General features: G+C 38.8%; 17 protein-coding genes. 9 read left to right on the forward strand and 8 right to left on the reverse strand.

Annotation, left to right across the window (positions count from 1 at the left end; translation table 11 throughout):
- From Q0948_RS00130 to Q0948_RS00140, 3 genes are all read left to right on the forward strand, one after another.
- The gene (locus Q0948_RS00130) at positions 1-876 is read left to right on the forward strand and encodes a nucleoside phosphorylase (RefSeq protein ID WP_298348808.1); all 876 of its coding nucleotides are present in this window, start codon (positions 1-3) and stop codon (positions 874-876) included.
- Positions 877-972: 96 nt separating this feature from the next.
- On the forward strand, positions 973-3,027 hold the full coding sequence (ppk1, locus tag Q0948_RS00135; protein ID WP_298348730.1) for a polyphosphate kinase 1: 2,055 nt from the start codon (positions 973-975) through the stop codon (positions 3,025-3,027).
- A gap of 3 nt (positions 3,028-3,030) precedes the next feature.
- Positions 3,031-3,882 (forward strand): substrate-binding domain-containing protein, encoded by an 852-nt coding sequence (locus Q0948_RS00140; RefSeq protein WP_298348728.1) that lies wholly within the window; start codon positions 3,031-3,033, stop codon positions 3,880-3,882.
- 258 nt (positions 3,883-4,140) lie between these two features.
- Here the strand turns inward: Q0948_RS00140 and Q0948_RS00145 are convergent, their stop codons facing one another.
- Positions 4,141-4,806: a uracil-DNA glycosylase gene (locus tag Q0948_RS00145; RefSeq protein ID WP_298348726.1), complete on the reverse strand. Its 666-nt coding sequence runs from the start codon at positions 4,804-4,806 to the stop codon at positions 4,141-4,143.
- A gap of 118 nt (positions 4,807-4,924) precedes the next feature.
- On the opposite strand from Q0948_RS00145, the gene Q0948_RS00150 reads away from it, so the two are divergent.
- The 3 genes from Q0948_RS00150 to Q0948_RS00160 all read left to right on the forward strand — a co-directional run bounded on the left by Q0948_RS00150 (position 4,925) and on the right by Q0948_RS00160 (position 8,300).
- Positions 4,925-7,102, forward strand: a complete 2,178-nt coding sequence (locus Q0948_RS00150) for a DNA mismatch repair protein MutS (protein ID WP_298348724.1) — start codon at positions 4,925-4,927, stop codon at positions 7,100-7,102.
- Between the two features lie 15 nt (positions 7,103-7,117).
- The gene (locus tag Q0948_RS00155; protein WP_298348722.1) at positions 7,118-7,528 is read left to right on the forward strand and encodes a thiol-disulfide oxidoreductase DCC family protein; all 411 of its coding nucleotides are present in this window, start codon (positions 7,118-7,120) and stop codon (positions 7,526-7,528) included.
- A 214-nt stretch (positions 7,529-7,742) separates the two neighbouring features.
- The gene (locus Q0948_RS00160) at positions 7,743-8,300 is read left to right on the forward strand and encodes a hypothetical protein (RefSeq protein WP_298348720.1); all 558 of its coding nucleotides are present in this window, start codon (positions 7,743-7,745) and stop codon (positions 8,298-8,300) included.
- 99 nt (positions 8,301-8,399) lie between these two features.
- On the opposite strand, the gene Q0948_RS00165 is transcribed toward Q0948_RS00160, so the two are convergent.
- The 4 genes from Q0948_RS00165 to hisS all read right to left on the reverse strand — a co-directional run bounded on the left by Q0948_RS00165 (position 8,400) and on the right by hisS (position 15,138).
- Entirely contained in the window at positions 8,400-9,884 is a 1,485-nt protein-coding gene (locus tag Q0948_RS00165) for a polysaccharide biosynthesis C-terminal domain-containing protein (RefSeq protein WP_298348718.1), read from the reverse strand.
- Between the two features lie 9 nt (positions 9,885-9,893).
- The gene (locus Q0948_RS00170) at positions 9,894-11,177 is read right to left on the reverse strand and encodes a glycosyl transferase family 1 (RefSeq protein WP_298348716.1); all 1,284 of its coding nucleotides are present in this window, start codon (positions 11,175-11,177) and stop codon (positions 9,894-9,896) included.
- Positions 11,177-13,603, reverse strand: coding sequence for a YfhO family protein (locus Q0948_RS00175; RefSeq protein ID WP_298348714.1), 2,427 nt, complete (start codon positions 13,601-13,603; stop codon positions 11,177-11,179). Before Q0948_RS00175 ends, Q0948_RS00170 begins: the two co-directional genes overlap by 1 nt.
- A 152-nt stretch (positions 13,604-13,755) precedes the next feature.
- Positions 13,756-15,138, reverse strand: a complete 1,383-nt coding sequence (gene hisS / locus Q0948_RS00180; protein ID WP_298348712.1) for a histidine--tRNA ligase — start codon at positions 15,136-15,138, stop codon at positions 13,756-13,758.
- 291 nt (positions 15,139-15,429) lie between these two features.
- Here hisS and Q0948_RS00185 point away from each other — a divergent pair, with 291 nt between their 5' ends.
- Together Q0948_RS00185 and Q0948_RS00190 are read left to right on the forward strand one after the other, a co-directional pair.
- Positions 15,430-16,665 carry an ABC transporter permease gene (locus Q0948_RS00185; RefSeq protein WP_298348710.1) on the forward strand — a complete coding sequence of 412 codons (1,236 nt, stop codon included), beginning with the start codon at positions 15,430-15,432 and terminating at the stop codon, positions 16,663-16,665.
- 85 nt (positions 16,666-16,750) lie between these two features.
- Positions 16,751-18,184, forward strand: coding sequence for a sodium:solute symporter (locus Q0948_RS00190; RefSeq protein WP_298348707.1), 1,434 nt, complete (start codon positions 16,751-16,753; stop codon positions 18,182-18,184).
- A 45-nt stretch (positions 18,185-18,229) separates the two neighbouring features.
- Here the strand turns inward: Q0948_RS00190 and Q0948_RS00195 are convergent, their stop codons facing one another.
- The 3 genes from Q0948_RS00195 to Q0948_RS00205 all read right to left on the reverse strand — a co-directional run bounded on the left by Q0948_RS00195 (position 18,230) and on the right by Q0948_RS00205 (position 20,350).
- Entirely contained in the window at positions 18,230-18,613 is a 384-nt protein-coding gene (locus Q0948_RS00195; protein WP_298348705.1) for a CoA-binding protein, read from the reverse strand.
- Between the two features lie 396 nt (positions 18,614-19,009).
- Complete coding sequence (locus tag Q0948_RS00200) at positions 19,010-19,627, reverse strand: trimeric intracellular cation channel family protein (RefSeq protein ID WP_298348702.1); 618 nt, start codon at positions 19,625-19,627, stop codon at positions 19,010-19,012.
- On the reverse strand, positions 19,628-20,350 hold the full coding sequence (locus Q0948_RS00205) for an RDD family protein (RefSeq protein WP_298348701.1): 723 nt from the start codon (positions 20,348-20,350) through the stop codon (positions 19,628-19,630). It abuts the gene before it with no gap.
- 35 nt (positions 20,351-20,385) lie between these two features.
- Between Q0948_RS00205 and Q0948_RS00210 the strand changes: the two genes are divergently transcribed.
- Positions 20,386-21,366: a stage II sporulation protein M gene (locus tag Q0948_RS00210; protein WP_298348699.1), complete on the forward strand. Its 981-nt coding sequence runs from the start codon at positions 20,386-20,388 to the stop codon at positions 21,364-21,366.

The raw sequence follows: 21,366 nt of genomic DNA on the forward strand, positions 1-21,366 counted from the left end.
ATGGCCATAGCCTCTTCAGAACTTATACTTAACCCAGACGGGAGTATCTATCATCTTAATATTAAACCGCAAGATATTGCTACAACAATTATCACCGTAGGTGATCCAGATCGTGTAGATACGGTTACAAAATACTTTGATAGTGTACGATTTACAACACAAAAACGTGAGTTTAAAACAAGCACAGGAACTTATAAAGGAAAAGAGATTACCGTCATATCAACTGGTATAGGTACAGATAATATTGACATTGTCCTTAATGAACTAGATGCGCTTGTAAATATAGATCTAGAGACTAGAGCTGTAAAAGATACGCACACAACACTTGATATTATACGCATTGGGACCAGTGGGGCTATACAAAAAGACATCCCTGTAGACTCATTTTTAATAAGTCGTTACGCAATGGGACTTGATGCGCTGTTACATTTTTACGATAGTAAGCACATACAGCACTTTGAGGTACAAGAAGCGTTTATAAAACATATGGACTGGGCTCAAGAAAAGAGTGCTCCTTACATAGTGTCTTGTGATGAAACGCTAGCCTCAAAATTTAATGAGCCAGATTTTCACCAAGGTTTTACTGCTACAAACATAGGTTTTTATGCGCCTCAAGGTAGAATGCTTAGACTTAAAACGAGCGACGTTGAGATGAATGATAAATTGGGTTCTTTTAGCTTTCGCGAAAGCGGACTCAACCTGCGTGTCACAAATCTAGAAATGGAAACTTCTGGCATCTATGGCCTTGCAAAATTATTAGGGCATAGAGCAATTTCTTTAAACTGTATCCTCGCAAATAGAGTAAACAAAACCTTTAGCACAACACCTACAGAGCAAACAGAAAAACTTATACAAGAAGTTTTAGAAAGGCTTTAAAACTCATAAAACAAAGAGGTAATGGTTCCGTTTATCATTTAACAGATAATTAAAACTGTAGGGAGTACGCTTTTGTACATTTGAGAAAAACTCCCTATGATTAAACTAGACGAGACTAATTTTAAGCATCGCGATATAAACTGGCTAGCTTTTAATGAGCGCGTATTACAAGAGGCAGAAGATGTAGAAAATAATCCGCTTTATGAGCGTATAAAGTTTCTTGCCATATACTCTACAAATCTTGATGAGTTTTTTCGTGTGCGCGTGTCACAGCTGCGTCAACTTAAAAGAGTTAAGAAGAAGATACGTAAAGAACTCTCACTAAGGCCTAATAAGATTGTTAAGGAGATAAAGAAAACTGTACATACTCAGCAGGAGCGTTTTGGCAAGGTCTTTAGACTACATATTATACCAGAGCTTAAGGCAAATGGTATACATCTTCTTACCTCCAAATTATATACAGAAAAGCACGATGCTATTATTGATGCTTACTATGAAGAAAAATTAAAACCTCTTCTAGAAGTAACTGTAGTAAATGTAAAACAAGGTGATATCTTCTTGCAGGATCAAGCGCTATATTTTTATGTGCTATTTAAGGATACTCAAAAGGTAGGATTTGTAAATATTCCTTCAGATAAAATAAATCGTTTTCTAGAGCTATATGAAGAAAATGGAGCACATTATCTCACGTTTATAGATGATATCATTCATCATAAAATGCAAGATATTTTTCCTGCCGAAACTATTAGAGGAATTTACGAGGTAAAAATATCAAGAGATGCAGAGTTATATCTGGATGATGAGGTAGATGGTATACTCGCAGAGCGTATTTATGAATCTTTAAAACGAAGACACCAAGGACAACCTACGCGGCTACTCTATGACGCGTCTATGGACAAGGAAGATGCAAAACGCTTAAGAAAATTACTCAATGTGGGTAAGGTAGATATGATGCCAGGAGGTCGTTATCATAACTTTAATGATTTTTTTAGTTTTCCCGATCCTACAGATAACCCAAAACTGCATTATCAAGAACAACCCTCCATACCACACAGCACACTAGCCCATACAGACGATTATTTTACAGCATTAAAAGAGCGCGATCATCTGGTGCATTTTCCTTTTATGTCTTTTAACTATGTTGAGCGCTTTATAGAACAAGCCTCTGTAGACCCCACAGTTACCGAAATTAAAATATCCCTTTACCGTGTTGCAGATGAGTCACCACTTACCTCTGCCCTACTTAAAGCTTTAGATAACGGTAAGAAGGTATTTATTTTTATAGAAGCCAAAGCACGCTTTGACGAAGAGAACAATATAAAATGGGGAAGAAAATTTGAAGAAAAAGGTGCTGTAGTTATTTACAGTTACCCAAGAATAAAAGTACATTCTAAAATTTTACTCGTTAAGCGTAAAGAAGAAGGTAAAAATAGAAGATACGTCTACATAGGCACTGGTAACTTTAATGCAAAAACCTCAAAAGTATATGCAGATCACGGCTTCTTCTCTGCAAATAAGAAGTTAAGTAAAGAACTCGATAGGGTATTTAAAGTATTACAGGGAGACCTCATTGTACCGCGCAACAAACACTTACTAGTAAGTCCGTTTACCACGCGTCGCACTTTTGAAAAACTTATATATGATGAGATAGAATATGCTCAAGCAGGACAAAAGGCAGAAATTAAAATAAAAATTAACAGCCTCGAGGATAAAGAAATGATTCAGTTGCTGTATAAAGCTAGTCAGGCAGGAGTAAAAATACGTATGCTGGTACGAGGTTTTAGCTCTCTTGTACCTGGTATAAAAGGGCTTAGTGACAATATCTATATGACTTCTATACTAGATAGATACTTAGAGCACGGTCGCATCTATTATTTTTATCACGGTGGTGAAGAGCAAGTGTATATGGGAAGTGCAGACCTTATGACGCGTAACTTAGATAGACGTATAGAAGTACTTGTACCTATCACACAGCCTGACTGTAAAAAGGAATTACTAGATATATTAACCCTACAACTTGAAGATACGGTTAAAGCCCGCATACAAGATGCTGTGGCTTCAAATACATATGTGAGACAGCAGGATGAAAATAAAACGGCTATTAGGTCACAATATGCTATTTTTGACTACTTAAAGAATAAGCATACCTAATATATGATTAAAATACGCATAGGCGGAGTACCAGAACACTTTAACCTCCCTTGGCATCTTGCTATAGAGGATGGAATGTTTGCTCATCACGGCATAGATCTAGAGTGGATAATGTTTCCAGAAGGAACTGGAGCAATGAATAAGGCACTGCGCAACAAAGAGATTGATCTTGCTGTTATCCTCACGGGAGGAATAATAAAAGACATAGCAAATGGCAATCCTTCAAAAATATTGCAGGTCTACGTATCATCTCCTTTACAATGGGGAGTACACGTAGGTGCAAAAAGTGAATTTACATCTATAGAAGAACTTGAGAACGCGACCTGTGCCATAAGCCGTTATGGGTCTGGCTCTCACGTTATGGCACACGTACAAGCAGAACAGCGCGGCTGGGATACTAGTGCTCTTAAGTTTAATGTGATTAACACCTTAGACGGGGCTATAGAAGCACTCACTGAAGGTACTGCAGACTATTTTATGTGGGAACATTTTACCACAAAACCCATTGTAGATAATGGAGTCTTTAGACGTCTAGGTGACTTTCCTACACCTTGGAGTTGTTTTGTAATTGCAGGTAGAGAGTCGTTTATAGAGGAACATAAGGCATCAATAGAGATTGTGCTAGATGTAATTAATACCGTTACAGCAGATTTTAAGAAAATACCATCTATAGACCGTACCCTAGCAAATAGATACGAGCAACAACTAGAAGACATACAGCAATGGCTTTCTATGACCACTTGGTCTCAAAAACAGATTACAGACGAAGAATTAACACGTGTGCAGTCAAAAATATTTGATTTAAAAATGATTGATAATCAGATAGATATAAATAAATTTAAGATTAATTTATAATTTTTTTGATTTTATACGCAACCATTCCTATTTCTATGCATCTATAGCACAACAACCAACCTTCAATACCCTAGATGACGACGTTTTTTATTGTTATAGGAATTCTAGTCGCTGTAAATTTTTTACTGCTACAGTTTTCTTGCAACAAAGGGTCAGAAGTAGAAACCGAGGAAGAAGAGTAAGCTAATTATATATTAAGTTAAGAACGGCGCTGAAAGCTAATTCAAATTTTCGGCGTCGTTTTTTTTATGTCCTGTTTTACCAGTTTATTGGTGCTTCTCCTTTACTCAATAAAATCTCATTTACCTTACTAAAATGCTTGTTACCAAACCAGTACCCACGGTTTGCGCTTAGTGGTGATGGATGCCCAGAGAGTAGGATAAAATGTTTTGACGCATCTATCTTTCTACCTTTCTTTTTGGCAAATCCTCCCCAGAGTAAGAAAATGATGTTTTCACGCTTTCGCGAAAGCGTATCTATCACCACATCTGTAAACTGCTCCCAGCCTTGCTTTTGATGAGATCCTGCCTCGCCTGCTCTTACTGTAAGCGTTGCATTGAGAAGTAACACTCCTTGTGCTGCCCATCTATCTAGATTGCCAGATACTGGTGTAGGTAGTCCCATATCTGTCTCTAGCTCCTTAAAGATATTTTTAAGTGATGGAGGATGAGCTACGCCATCTTGCACAGAAAAGCAAAGTCCGTTAGCCTGTCCAGCACCGTGGTAAGGATCTTGACCTATAATCACGACTTTTACCTTATCAAAAGGGCAATGATCAAAGGCATAAAAAATCTCCCCAGCCGGCGGATAGCAAGTGTGTGTAGCATACTCCTCCTTTACAAATGTGGTAAGCGATTTAAAATAAGGCTTCTCAAATTGGGTAGTGAGTTCTTGCTTCCAGCTGTCTTCTATATTTACGTGCATAATCCGTATTTTTGTATAAGAGTTTGTCATTGCTATTAGACAACTCAAAGCTAGAGAAAAAAGAAATAATTACAGAGCCGTTGTGGTTCTATTACGCTTTCGCGAAAGCGAGATCCCTATGATAAAAATCAATAAAAAGACACTTCAAGACTTAGAATTTGATATTGTTTGTGAGCAGGTTTCTGAGCGTTGTACGACAGAAAAAGGTAAAGCAAAAGCGCTCACCATAGAGCCCTACCCTACACCTAAGCAAGCGCTTTTTGGCCTTCATCAGACTAATGAGTATCTGTCTTCTAGAACGGCAGATAGTGCAATACCTAATCACGGCTTTGATAGTCTTGACCACGAGTTAAAATACCTAGCCATAGAAGATAGTACCCTTGAGAAAGGGAGTTTTAAAAAACTATCTAGCATCTCTGAGACGGTAAATATTCACCTCAAGTTTTTTAAAAAGTTTGAAGAACTCTACCCTACGCTTTATAATACTGTAAGGGAAACGGAGTATACCACAGGGATTATAGACGCTGTCACAAGAATAATAGATAAGTATGGTGAGGTGCGCGATGATGCAACACCTACCCTAGGCACCTTACGCCGAGCGATTAACCAAACTAAAGGTCGTATAAACTCAAGCTTCTCTAGCGCATTAGGGCAGTATGCTGGTTATGGCTATCTAGATGACATACGCGAGACAATAGTAGATAATGTGCGTGTACTTGCTGTAACTGCGATGCATAGACGTAAGGTAAAAGGTTCTATTATGGGTAGCTCAAAGACGGGGAGCATCACTTATATACAACCAGAAGCGACGCTACAGGCGCAGCGCGAACTCAACAATCTTATTTTTGAGGAAGATGAGGAGGTAAAACGTATTCTTAAAGAACTTACTAATGCGATGCGTCCTTTCATCCCGCTATTTGAGGAGTATCAAGAGCTACTGAGCGACATAGATGTAATAGCCGCAAAAATGAAGTATGCCGAAAAGCTTAATGGCCTACTTCCTAAAATTACTACAGATAGGGAACTTACCATAAAAGATGCCTATCACCCACTACTTCTTCTTAATAACAATGCAAAAAATGAGAAGACGTATCCGCAAGATATACACCTAGATCAAGGGAGTCGCATTATTGTGATTTCTGGACCTAATGCCGGCGGTAAGAGTATCACTTTAAAAACCGTAGGGCTGCTGCAAGTAATGCTACAAAGTGGTATGCTTATACCGGTACACGAGTATTCTAGAATGTGCCTGTTTAATAAGATTCTTACAGATATAGGTGATAACCAGAGTATAGAAAATCACTTAAGTACCTACAGCTACCGCCTTAAGAATATGAACTACTTCCTTAAGAAGTGTGATAAAAACACGCTTATTCTTATAGATGAGTTTGGTACAGGGTCAGATCCTGAGCTGGGTGGTGCGCTGGCAGAGACGTTTCTTGAGGTTTTTCACGAGCGTGAGGCCTTTGGTATTATCACGACGCACTATGCAAATCTCAAGATGATGGCAAACGAGACGCCAGAGATTGTAAATGCAAATATGCTCTTTGACGCACGTACACTAGAGCCACTTTTTAAGCTACATATGGGAGAAGCGGGAAGCTCCTTTACCTTTGAGGTAGCACAAAAAAATGGCATCCCCTACTCGCTTATAAACCGTTCTAAGAAAAAGGTAGAGCGTGGCAAAATACGTTTTGACAAGAGTATCGCAAACCTACAAAAGGAGCGCAGTAAACTCTCAAAAACTACTAGTTCGCTTAAAGCGAAAGAACAACAAGCCGCAAAAGAAAAAGCCCAACTCGCCGAAATAAACGAGAAGGTACAAAGCAAGCTAGAGGCTTATCAAGAACTGTATGACAGCAACCAGCGCTTGATTTACTTAGGTACAAAGCTAGATGGCATAAGCAAGAAATTCTATCACGATAAGAAAAAACGCGAACTCGTAGCTGAGTTTATGAAAATCGTACAGATAGAAAATAGTAAGCGTAAAAAACAAAGTGCAAAGCAAGCCAAAGCAGAAAAAGCCAAAGCAATCGCCACAAAAAAAGAAGCCGAAAAGCACGTAAAAGTAATACGTGAGAAAAAGAAAGAGGCTAAGAAAACAGCACCTGAGGTTGTAAAACCAAAGGTGATTTTAAGAGAAGGAGATCGCGTGCGTATGTTTGACGGTAAGGCTGTGGGAGTGATAGATAGTATAGAAAAAGGCAAAGCCACCGTAGATTACGGGATGTTTACCACAAACGTCTCCCTAGAACAACTAGAGCTCGTACAACGCAAAAAGAAGAATGCTAAGTAATAGCGTATCATTAGTATGACTAAAAAAATCATCCTTTTTGACGGAGTTTGCAACTTGTGCAATGGTGCCATCACCTTTATCATACAGCGTGATAAGAAGGATATATTTAGATATGCGCCTTTGCAAAGCGAGATAGGTAAAGAACTTGCTGCAAAACATCATATAGACCTTGATAAGGTAGACTCTATCATTTTAGTGACTGAAGATAAAGCCTATTCAAAATCTACGGCGGCGCTTCGCATTGCAAAGCAACTCTCTGCGGGCTGGCCTTTGCTTGCTGTGTTTTTAATTCTTCCGAGATTCTTGCGTGATGCGGTATATGACTTTATTGCCCGTAATCGCTATAAATGGTTTGGCAAAAAAGAAGCCTGTATGATTCCTACTCCAGAACTTAAGAGTAAGTTTCTGGACACTACACCTATGTAGAAAAAATCATTATTAAAAAGTAAGCGTTATTTATATCATTAAATAGCGCTTTTTTAATTTCTAAGACTCATATCGAGTACATTTTCGCGAAAGCGTTAACACCTATAAACACTGTACGTAACAAGGTTTTTCTATTTATGGCACGCTGATTGCAAACTAACTAGCAAGCGTACACCGAAAGACGGTAACGTATCAACCCTAATACTTTTATATTATGAAAAAGCTATTAATCGCAGTATTGTTTCTAGGAGGAATGACTGCACAAGCAAACACAGTGACAGATCTCGATCACACTACAGAAAGAGGGCCACGTTACAATGTACCACAGTCTATCACATTTACTGAGAGAGGTATCACCTTTGAGGTATATACAAATGGACAGTTTGATTTTACACAACGTGGTAATAGATATCAAACTCGCACAGAAGGTCGCAGAGGTTTCAATCAAGGTACTCCAGGACACGCCTACGGTGTAACATATCCTTATAGAAATAACACTTTTGTTAAATATAACCGTCAAGGTGAAATTTATAAAGTAGGTCGCAATCTCATAGATTACAACCGCCGTGGTAAAGTAAGACAGATAGGTTCTGTTGCCTTGAGATATACAAATGGTCGTCTAGATCGTGTAGGAGATATGAAGGTGATTTATAATAGAAGAGGTCGTATTGTTGATCTTGTAGATTATAACTACCGCACACAAAGGGCACAGCGTGCAAACGGTAGAAATATAAAGATTAAGAAGAATAAAAATATACGTGTACGAGGATAAATGTTAATCCTCATATACTAACGATAACTTTGGTTGGTTTGTTAAAGCCTCGATTTACAATTGTAAATCGGGGTTTTTCTATGTTATTAAGCAATGTTTTTATCTTTTAAACAAAGTACCAAGCACGCTATCGATCGCGTTATTAATATCTAAAGAAAGTTTAAGCTTATAAGAAAGTATGAGGTATATACTTCCCAACATAGTGCCTTTTACAACAATTGCCACTAGCGGATTAAAAGAAAAATCCCAAAAGTAAAACCCACAAAACAAGGTAGCAATCACTCCAAAGGTTAATAGCGACTTTTTAGAAAATGGTTGCATTTTAAATTTGGCTTGTACCACAAGTAATTTGGCAAGCGAGTAGCCTACCGTTGCGATAAGCGTTGCCACTCCAGCACCATTTATCCCCAGTGTGGGAATCAACACCATATTTAAAATTACTGCTACAATTACCGCCACAACTCCTATTACCAGTACAATGCGATAATAATCACTATTAAATACAATAGCATTATTTATACCCAGACAGTTATCTAAAAGTTTTGAAGCACTTATACAAAGCACTACATAAAGTGCCGTCGCATAGGCTGGACCTACAATGAGATAAAGGCTTTTAATGTTGCAGCATATCAGTAAAAATAACAAGCCAGAAATTACTAATAAACTCAGGCTACTTTTCTTATAAAGTATGCGCATTTCCTCCCACTGTTTATTATTGAGCATACCTGCCACCATCGGGTATGTAATCTGGTGCATTGCCCTCGCAGGCACACCTATCACCGTTGCGATGTAGATAGCAACTGCATAGTAAGCTACATTTTCTATCGCCACATATTTACCTATCATAAACTTGTCTATATCGATAAGCAAAGTTGCCACAGAACCCGCGATTATGATAAGCGTTGAGTACTTTATAATAGCGGTGCGCTGTCTATCAAGTTTTGAGGGATTACGCTTTCGCGAAAGCGTAAAAACAGGCTTTCGTTGTCCAAAGGCATAGAGTAGCATCACAATCATTCTCACTACATAAATGGCAACCGTAAGCACTAAAAAAGTATCCACATTTATGATAGAAAAAGCCAGTAACACAAGAAGTAAGGTCACGCCCAAACGATGAAAAACCTCCTTTAAAAAATTACCGAACGTACTTTTGAGCTGCACTTTAGACCAAGAGAAAAATATCTCAAAATAAGCCGACGACAAGGCGATAATGAAGATATACCACACGTAGCCAGAAACAATCTCATTTTTTGACGAAAGGAAATCTGCAATTTGCTGATGTAAGAAATACGTGATTGCAGTAATGGGAATAATTAAAAATAGTGGTAAAACCAGCATCCAACTTAAAAACCGATCTTGATCTTCTCCGTCAAAAGATGAGTAAAACTTGACTATCGTATTTTGAACCCCAAAGGCTAGAAAAGGCACTAAAATAAAAGCCGTAGACAGAATAAAGCTTACCAAGCCATAATACGTATCGCTCATAAAGTTTACGTACAAAAACAGTGTGTTTACGGCACCTAAACCAAAACCTAAGTAGGTTGTGATAAGATTCTGAAAAGATTGTTTTAATACGATTCCCACAGTTTTCTTTTATAGTTGCGCTATTAAATTACTCAGTTGTGCTGTGAGCTCTCTCCTATGATATTTGGCTACTTCGGTTGTATTACTTTCATACTTGTAGTCACCTGTAAATAACGCTTCAATCACTGATTTCAAGTTTTTCTCTTGACTGTAATCTACAAAACTACCTGTTGCTGTTTTTTCAATAATAGCTCCGATGTCTGCACCCTTAGGACCTATAGCGACTATAGGTCGCTGTGCGCTTAGGTATTCAAAGATTTTTCCAGCTATGATGCCTTTTGTCTTTTCGGCGTTAATTTCTATGAGGAGCAAGGCATTTGCTTGTTCTTGTAATCGCTGTGCTTCTTGGTGGCTTACATAACCTACAAGGTTCAATTGTGACTCTAGACCGGCTGCCGTTATTGCGTCAATGATTTCTTGACTTACTTTCCCTACAAGCTGTATTTCTAGCGCTTTAGAAAAGGCTGGTAACTCATCACATAATGCTCTCAACACCTTCCACAACAACTGCGGATTGCGGTCTGAGAGTAAAGAACCTATGTGAGATAATACAAACCGCTCTGTAGGTTGATGCGGAGTGATTACTCTATCGTCAAACCCATTTGTGATAACGGTAATAGGTCTTTTGGTAATTGCTTGAAATTCTCTTTTTGTTCCTGGGCTGGTTACAATTATATGATCTGCAGTGGTGAGAACTTGTTTTTCTAACTGCTTGTGGCGCGCTTTTGTTTTGGCGGTCATTAGGAGTTTATCGTGATACCCAATAGTCGTCCACGGATCTCTAAAATCGGCTAACCAATTAAGGTTGGGTTTCCAGTTTTTGAGTTGGTTGCCTATGAGATGTAAGCTGTGCGGTGGTCCTGTAGTGATGATTTTTTCAATATCGTTTTCTTCGACGTACTTTTTCAAGTACTCCACAGAAGGTGCTACCCACCCTACTCTTGCGTCTGGCACAAAGAAGTTTCCACGTACGTAGAGCATCGCTTTTTGTAACAAGCTCTGCTTTCCTTCATTTGGTAAAATGCCCGATGAGATGGTTTTAGTTTGCTTTCGCGAAAGCGTACTCGCCAACCCATACGGCTCTTTAATAGGTTGTTTAATCACAGTCACCTTACTTGAAACCTCAGCAACCAAAGAATCATCTACGATAGGATAACTAGGATTTTCTGGAACGTAAACAATAGGTTCTATGCTAAATTCTGGTAGGTACTTTGTAAACTTGAGCCATCGTTGCACACCGGGACCACCAGCGGGTGGCCAATAATATGCGATGATGAGTACCTTGTTATTCATTAAGCCTGTGTTTCTGAATCACGGTTTTTTACCGTGTAGAATATCCCTCCCGCAACTAGTAAGAAAAGTAATAAACTACTGCCTAGCATAATCATCCCTCCGGTTTTTACCACTTGTGGCTCAAAAGTCATCACCACTTCGTGAGCGCCTGCAGGTACTTTAATACCTCTCAAGGCATAGTTTACTGGTAAAATGGTAGTTTCTACACCATCTACAGTGGCAATCCATCCATTTTTATAATAGTTCTCTGCAAAAACCATAAAGCCATCGCTTCCATTTTCTACTTGGTACACGAGTTTGTTAGGCTGTACCTCTTTAGTTTCTACCACAGCCGTGGTATCACGTTGCGGCTGGAAGTTTCCTAGTTCCTCACGATATTCTTCACGGATGAGTACTGTGTTTTTTGTGTCTACTTTTGTGAGACCATCAAACTCTGCATTATAATCTGGTACGTACTGTATCTCATTTACAAACCACGCTGGACCGTTTGCTTCTGGGTTTTTGCTTATCCCCATACCCTGCTCACTATCTTGAAGGATGTATTTTACATTGTACATATTAAGCACCTCAGCATTACCCTGAGCAATCTGCTGATTGTATAAATCATCAATCGTACGCGGTTGTACAGCAGAATAACCGTTAAGCGAATTGAAATAGTACGAAGTATGGCTATTATTAAATCCTCGAGCCAGATCAATCACGCGGAAATAGCTATCATCCTTAAGCATCTCCTCATCTGCTGGAGTAATCTGGAAGTTTTGATCATATTGTCGCTGGGTGATGAAGTTTTCTTCATTTACAGAACGTCTATCTACCCCTACAAGGTCAAAAACTATGAGCGCACCAATGGTGATTATTGCAATGTTTTCTGAAATCTTTTTCTTGAGCGTTAACCACAGAGCGGTTCCTATAAAAAGCACAAATAGTAAAGACCTCAACACATCACTTTTTAATACAGCGAGGCGATCTTCTTTTATGGCATTTAATATTTCTGGTTGCTCGATGGCCATCTGTCCTTCGGCGGCAGAGCGTAGGTTAAATAAGCTTCCGCTAAAAAGGTAGAGTATCACAAAAAGACCTGCTAGCGAACCTATAGCGATGAGTAATTTCTTTTGCTTTTCGGCTTGATCAACTCGGTCGTTTAAAAATCTGTGTAAACCTACCATTGCAGCGATAGGTAACAGTAACTCTAAAATCACCTGTATACTCGTAACCGCCCTAAACTTATTGTATAACGGAATGTAGTCAATAAAGAAACGTGTAATTCCTTCTACGTTCTTTCCCCAACTTAATACGAGTGACACAATCATACCTGCTAGTAACCACCAGCGCAATCTTCCATTTACTAGAAACAGTCCTAATATTGCAAGTGCAAAAACAGTTATTCCAAGGTATGGAGGAGCTTCTACAAACGGTTGTTCTCCCCAGTACAATCTTGTTCCTTGCGCGTAATAGCTTACTTCATTAGGAGGCACTCCTAACTCGCTTAACTTTTTCGCGAAAGCGGAATCACGACCCAAATCGGCAGCGGTACCGGTTCCCATAAAATCTGATGCAATGAGATTGAGGGATTCTAGCTTTCCATAACTCCACTGCGTTATGTAATCAAAGCCAAGACCGTCTTCTACGGCGTCTTTGGCTAGGTCATCTTTTAATAATTGCTCGCCACGTATACTTGTCTCTGCATACTCTGCAGTAGCAAGTAAGGTGGTTGCGTTTGTAGCGAGACCTAATAGTACGGCAATTACTAATATTCCCGAAGCTTTAAAGAAATGTGGAAGTTGTTTTTTCTTGATAGCATCTATGAGGTATGCAATCCCTAAAATCACACAAAGCAACCCTAGATAATAGGTCATCTGGTAGTGATTTGCTTGTATTTCTAGCCCCATTGCAACGGCAGTGAGTAAAAATCCCCAGAGATATCGTTTCTGATACGTAAGTATAATACCCGCAAGTACGAGCGGAAAATAACCTATGGCGTGCACCTTTGAGTTATGCCCTACGCCTATAATGATAATGAGATACGTAGACAGGCCAAAAGCTAGCGCACCAACTACGGCAAGCTTCCAAGGGACGCGCATCACGAGCATTAATGCATAAAAAGAAATAAAATATAGAAAAAGATAATCTGCTGGGCGTGGTAAAAAGCGAATCACACGATCCAGCTTATCCATCATATCATACTCAAACCTCGCTCCCATCTGGTAGGTAGGCATCCCTCCAAAGGCACTATTAGTCCAGTAGGTCTCCTCACCCGTTTCTGCTCTAAAGTCACGATGTTGCTTTGCCATCCCTTCATAGAGCTTGATATCATTTTGATAAATGCGCTTTCCAGATAACACCGGATTGAAGTAAACCAGCGCCACGACTATAAAGCCAAGTACAACTAGAATATGCGGAAGGAGTTTTTTAAAATCGATGTTCATAGGTGTTATGTCAATAGTCGTTAGTCACCGAGCTTCCCGTTCTTGAAGGATGGCTCTGTTTTAAATTCTCAACGAGCTTTCCCCGTCCCTGAAGGGTGGCTCGGTTTATTCATTATATTTTTTCTCCCTTTAGGGCTGGAGAAAATAAAAATTTATTTCAAAGCTGCTACTAGTTCATCTATGCTTACAGTCTCTTGTGAGCCTTCTGCCATATTTTTGAGCGTATATTGTTTTGCTTCCATCTCTTCTTTTCCAGCTAGTACTAAATAAGGAATATTGCGACGGTTTGCATAGGTCATTTGCTTTTTCATTTGCTTATTGCTCGTCACGGCATCTGGATATAACTCGGCTGAGATTCCGGATTGGCGTAGCTTGCTTATCGCTTGCATTGCATAACTTGCTTCTTGATCTCCAAAGTTTACAAAAAACACTTTAACGCCTTCTGTCGCCTCTTCTGGAAATAAGCCTAACTCTTCTATCACAAGGTAAATACGATCTAGACCAAAAGAGATCCCTACACCACTCATATCTTTAAGTCCAAAAATACCTGTAAGATCTGCATAGCGACCACCGCCACCTATGCTTCCCATCTGTACACCTTCTGGAGCGCTTACTTCAAAAATAGCTCCCGTGTAATAGTTGAGTCCGCGGGCTAGGGTTACGTCTAGTTGTAGTGTTGCGGTTTGTAAACCTAAGTTTTCTATAGCATCATTGATAAAAAGCAGTTCGTTAATTCCTTCCATTCCTGTCTCAGAATCTGCAAGTAGAGTTTTAAGCGTCCCTAGCTGATCACCAAACGTTCCAGATAATGTAAACAACGGTGCTACCTTATCTATCGCCTCTTGAGTAATGCCTTTGGCAAGCATTTCTTTAGTCACGCCCTCTTCTCCTATTTTATCAAGCTTATCTAGCGCTACGGTAAAATCTATGAGTTTATCACTCGCGCCTATCACCTCTGCAATACCAGAAAGTACCTTGCGGTTGTTCATTTTGATAATCACTCCTTCTAGCTTTAATGCGCTAAAAACAGCATCATATAACTGTACAAACTCTACTTCTTGCCATAGAGAATCACTTCCTACCACATCTGCATCACACTGATAAAACTCGCGAAAACGTCCTTTCTGTGGGCGGTCTGCTCTCCATACGGGTTGCATCTGGAAACGCTTAAATGGGAATACAATATCATTCTGATGTTGTACTACGTATCTCGCAAAAGGTACCGTAAGATCGTAACGAAGTGCTTTCTCTGAGATTTGTGGTGTGAGTGCTGTTGAGTCCGCTTTCGCGAAAGCGTCATCCTTCACCTTGCGTAAATAGTCACCACTATTAAGAATTTTAAATATCAAGCGATCACCTTCTTCTCCGTATTTACCCATCAAGGTGCTGCTGTTTTCAAAACTAGGCGTCTCGATAGGCTGAAAACCAAAACGCTGAAACTGCGTGCGTATGGTGTTCATAATATAGCTGCGCTTTGCAACTTCTTCTGGTGAAAAATCTCTGGTTCCTTTAGGTATTGAAGGTTTTGTACTCATATGTTACAGTCGTATTCTTTAAGGTACTTCCTATCAAAATAATTAAAAGGAAAGACTACCTGTGTTCTTTTTATACTTTCGCGAAAGCGTATATCTCTTTTTCACAATGTGATTTACCACAAAATTTGCGGTTGTGGCATATTTAAAATGCACTCGCAAATATCTTAAAAATTGAAGCCACGAGAGAATTATTTGAAAAGTTTGGTAACTTTTTGACGAGTTAATAGTCTTATCGTACATTGTGTACAGAGACAATCGTGTTTCTGAAATGCTTAATTCATACTTGAACCTATGTTTTCACTATTTCGCGAGAATTTAAGAATCGCCTTTGACAGTATTAAAAGTCAGCTGTTGCGTACTATTTTAACAGTATTTATCATTGCCATAGGTATCACGGCTCTGGTAGGGATTTTAAGTCTTGTAAAGGCGCTTGAGAATACGATAAGCTCAGACTTTGCAAGTATGGGAAGTAACACCTTTAATGTGCAACGTTATGAGTTTACCTCACGTCGCTCTAATGAAAAACAGGTTATTAACCCCGTTATAGGTTATCGTCAGGTAAAGGAATTTACAGAACAATACAATTACCCTACCGCCCGTACTGCTATCTCTTTTCAAGGAACACGAAGTGCAGAAGTGAAGTATGAAAATGAAAAGACAGATCCAGAAGCAAGCGTAGTAGGTGTAAATGAAAACTTCTTAAACAACTCCGGCCTCAAGCTAGAAAAGGGAAGAAACTTCACCTCTTTTGATATAAATAATAACACACGAGTTTGTGTATTAGGAAGTGACTTTTATAAAAATATATTTAAGGATGATAACCCTATAGGGAAAACCATAAGTATACGTGGTACCAAGTTTAACGTAATAGGCATTCTTGAAGAAAAGGGTGCCACCTTTGGCAACAATCAAGACTTGCGAGTTCTCATACCGATACAAGTAGCGAGAACGATGTTTACCCAACCTAACATAAACTACAACGTGAGTGTAATGGTAGAAGACGCAGAACTTCTAGACAGCGCCGAAGAACAAGCGATACTCACCTTTAGGAACATACGTGGGCTTACGCCTGTAGAAGAAAATAACTTTGGTATAGGACGCAGTGACGACCTTATTAATCAAATAGCCGAAATAACGGGTGTGCTTAATGTGGCCGCCTGGGTAATAAGTATCATTACGATTTTTGGATCTTGCATCGCACTTATGAATATAATGCTTGTCTCTGTAACAGAGCGTACACGAGAGATAGGCGTACGTAAGGCGCTAGGAGCAAAAAAATCTACCATTGCAGCACAATTCTTATACGAGGCAATCATCGTGGGGCAACTAGGAGGTCTTACAGGGATTGTACTAGGTATAAGTATAGGTGCACTTATAGCCTCTATTGCAGACTTTGTATTTACCACTCCTTGGGGAGCAATTATTGCAGCAACTATAATCACATTTGCAATTGCAATATTATCTGGTTTATTTCCAGCTATAAAAGCGGCAAAGCTTGACCCTGTAGAGTCTTTACGTTACGAGTAAGAGAAGCACTGTATAGAGAAATCTTAACTGCACAATCTGCAATCATTTATCAAAAGAGTATATTCGTATTCTTAATATAATTGATATGCAGCCCTTACATATATTACTTCTTATTGCTGGTTACTTTGGTGTGCTTATGCTCATAAGCTACTTAACAAGCAAGGGAGATTCTAACACAGATTTTTTTAAAGCAGGCAAGCAATCTCCTTGGTATCTTGTTGCTTTTGGGATGATAGGAGCTTCACTATCTGGAGTTACCTTTATATCTGTCCCTGGATGGATTGAGGCATCAAGCTTTAGCTATTTTCAAGTCGTCCTTGGTTATACTGTGGGTTATGCGGTAATAGGTCTCGTACTGCTCCCACTCTACTATAAATTGAACCTTACTTCAATCTACACCTATCTTGAAGGGAGATTTGGTACCTATTCTTATAAGACTGGAGCATCTTTCTTTTTACTAAGCAGAATTATAGGTGCGAGTTTTAGATTATACCTTGTTGCAAACGTATTACAGCTACTCGTTTTTGATGAGATGGGTGTACCATTTTTTGTAACAGTAACCCTTACCATCATACTTATCTGGCTCTATACCTTTAAAGCTGGTATAAAAACCATTGTATGGACAGATACCTTACAGACACTCTTTATGCTCATCGCGGTGGGTGTGGCTATCTACTTTGTGAGTGACGAGATGGGTCTCAATGCAGGAGCGGCTTTAGATCTCATTTCTAATAGCGATATGAGTCAGATTTTCTTTTTTGACGACTGGAAAAGCGGTGACTTCTTTGTAAAGCAATTTTTATCTGGAGCCTTTATATCTATTGTGATGACTGGGCTAGATCAAGATATGATGCAAAAAAACCTTACTTGTCGTAATCTAGGTGATGCCCAAAAAAATATGTTTTGGTTTACCATCGTGCTTACCATTGTAAATCTTGTATTCTTAGCACTGGGATTATTACTCACTGTATATGCATCACAAAACGGTATAGACGCACACAAAGATGAACTCTTCCCTACCATTGCTGTAAATAGCGGCTTAGGTATTGGGCTGGCTATTGTTTTCTTACTGGGACTAATCGCAGCAGCATACTCAAGTGCAGATAGCGCCCTTACATCACTTACCACTTCTTTTAGTATAGACATACTAGACATCGAAAAAAAATATGATGCCGTAAAGCAAGTAGCAGTGCGCAAACGCATCCACATTGTAATGTCGCTTGTACTCATTGCCGTTATCATCATATTTAAATACGTAATTGCAGATGCTACAGTAATCGCAAAACTATTTACGTTTGCTGGCTATACTTATGGACCTCTCTTAGGCCTTTATGCATATGGACTCTTTACAAAGTGGAATGTAAAAGACAAGTTTGTCCCAGTAGTTGCCATTGCATCGCCTATTCTTGCATACATCATAAGTACGCTTTCGGCAGGAGTGGGATTTGAGTTCGGGTTCTTTATATTAATCTTAAACGGTGCGTTGACCTTTTTAGGATTATTATTTATAAAAAAGTAGTTTATTACGCTTTCGCGAAAGCGTACTTATAAAATCTAGAAAATTTTAATACTGATCTGTCCCCAGTAAAACAAGTGTACACGCAACATCAACTTCGATATTGTGCGCTTGTAACTTTTTATAAAGAACAGGATTTTCTGTTCCTGGGTTAAAGATGACACGCTTAGGAGCCAGGTTAATTATGAAATCATAATAAGCCTCTTGCCGCTGCGGATTAAGATATAATGTGATGGTATCTAAATCTTCTTTAAGCTCATCTACGGTCTCGATGGCTTGATCAAAAGTGATGATTTCTATATCACCTACCTTTCCTCCTCTTAATCCAACGGCAATCACGGGATGATTTTGTGCATTAAGACGTATGATTGCTCTATGTGAATATCGCTGAGGTTTTAAGGATGCCCCGATAACCATTGTGGTTTTTAACATAACGTAAAGTTAAAAAATTATTACGGTGTAACAGACCGCTATTTTAAACGTCTCTATAATAAGTTAACTTACTTGTTAGGTACGTTTTTAATTCGTTTTGATGGTTAGTGTTAATTTTAAACGTTACCTGACAAAAAATCCCGAGATATCGAGTCTCGGGATTTTGTTATTTACGACCTAATCTACTGATACTACGGTTAAATAATTGTTAATTGCCCTAATCAAATGAAACATTGAGCACCTTTTTACGTCTTATAAGTAAGTAATAGTCTCAACTGAATACTCAAATCAGGATTTTAAATTATTTGAATTAGCCTTTATAATATTTTAAACCTATTTTCTAAAGAGTCTATTAGGTTTCTTAAGGTCTCTGCTCACGCAGGGACCTTTTGTTTTTTAAGAATAATCTTTTCTATACACACTAGGCAAACTCCACTCCTTTACTACTGCCAGCGTTCTAACTAAAATAATAATACATCCTGCAACGAGCATTGCTATAGATTGTGGAAGTCCAGCCGTAGTAGATGCTAGATATACACTCCCACCTAATATACATACTGTGGCATATATCTCTTTATGAAATATTATAGGGATCTCATTGCATAGTATATCTCTAAGCACACCTCCAAAACACGCCGAGATTGTACCAAGCACCACACAAACTACAGGGTGTAAACCTGCTGCAGTAGCAATCTGAACTCCAGCAATGGTATACAAGGCAATACCTATAGTGTCAAACAAGAAGAGAGATCTCCTCACGTATTTTAAATAGCTTCTAAAAATAATTGCCACTAGTGTTGCTCCAAAAATCACGTAAACAAAGGTCATATTAAGCATCCAGCTTACGGGTGTCTTCCCTATGAGTATATCTCGAAGTGTACCACCACCTACTGAGGTAACCAATGCGATGATTAATATCCCAAAGACGTCAAGCTTTTTACGCATAGCGGTAAGTGCTCCAGATATGGCAAACGAGACCGTACCTAGTATGTCTATAATTGTGGTAATCTCCATTTACTGCTGTGTGTAATAATTATAGTCTGCAAGCACGCGCTCTACAAAAGCTACATTAGTCTCTTCTGGAGTGACATCCATTTTTTCTTTAAGTCTATCTGCTAGTTTTATAATCACGTTGTGATTTCCATTACGCTTAGCATCTTTAAAGAGCGTTTTAATAAGTTGTACATCCTTATCGTTAAAAACGGTAACCTGAGGATAAGTAGGCATATAGTTTTCTGGTATGTCTACAATAAGACTGTCTGATAGACGTGCTCGCTTTTTTTCTGTAATGACTGTTGTACCTGCTGCCATATCACCTAGTCTTTGCCCTTTCTCACTCATAAGGATACTTACTACAGCAATCCCTCCAGAAGAGCCAGCTATATCTATAATACGCATAAGCCATCTTACAAAGTAACTCCCAAAACCTGGTTTTGAGCCATCTAGTTTTACCACTCTTATTTTCATAACAGCCTTACCCGGTGTTTTACCATCCCAGAAGGTCTCAAAAAGTATGTAGTATAAGAATATAGGCAACCCTAATACAAGGTAGTATGCCCAGATATCACCCATTGCTTGAGAGTCTAACCCAAACTGCGCTATGATAAAAATGGAAACAACCCAGTAAGCAATAATTATAAGCAAATCGACAATGTATGCTAGTATACGATCTCCTATGCTTGCAACATTCTGATAAATGCTCACATTTTGAGCGGTTTCTATTTGAAAGTTATCCATATATTCTTTTTCTTTACCTGTATAATTAAGTGTATATGCGTGAAGCTGCTTTTGTTAAGCAAAATAAGGATAAATGGTTAACATTTGAAAGTGTTCTGGTAAACAAAGACCAGATTCACCCAGATGAGCTATCTAGCCTGTATATGGAAGTTACAGACCACTTAAGTTATGCACAAACGTTTTACCCTCATAGTAAGACCTTAGAGTATCTCAATCACCTTGCTTCACAATCACACCAGATTATTTATAAAACAAAGCGCGAGTCTAGTAAGCGCTTCATCACCTTCTTTACAGAAGAGTTTCCGCTTGTAATGTATCAATACCAGCGACAGCTACTCATTGCGTTTTTAGTCTTTCTATTATTTAGCATTATAGGTGCTTATAGCGCTGCCAGTGATGGTGCCTTTGTAAGAAGTATTATGGGTGATGGCTATGTAAATATGACCTTAGATAATATAGAAAAAGGCGACCCTATGGGCGTTTATAAGAAGCAGGGAGAAATAAATATGTTTTTAGGTATTACCATAAACAATATCAAGGTAGCGCTATTTGCTTTTATCTATGGAATATTCTTTACGGTAGGTTCACTGTATATAATAATGCGCAATGCCGTAATGTTAGGTAGTTTTCAGTACTTCTTTTTTGAGCAAGGTGTAGGCTGGGAGTCTGTTCGTACTATATGGATTCACGGTACTATTGAAATTTCTGTTATTATAATTGCGGGATGTGCAGGTATGGTACTAGGTAACTCTATCCTCTTTCCTAAAACCTATACACGCCTAGAATCTTTTAAGAGAGGAATGAAAAACGGACTTAAGATTGTAGTGAGCACCATACCACTGTTTGTTATTGCAGGTTTTCTAGAAGGGTTTGTAACGCGACACACAGAGATGCCAGACTGGCTAGCAATTACGATTATAAGTTGCTCACTTGCCTTAATCATATTCTATTACGTCTATTACCCTATAAAAAAACATAAAGAAGAGAAAGCTCGTCTAGCTGCGCTTCCCACATGA

The sequence above is a fragment of the uncultured Dokdonia sp. genome, assembly GCF_947496725.1.
GTDB lineage: Bacteria > Bacteroidota > Bacteroidia > Flavobacteriales > Flavobacteriaceae > Dokdonia.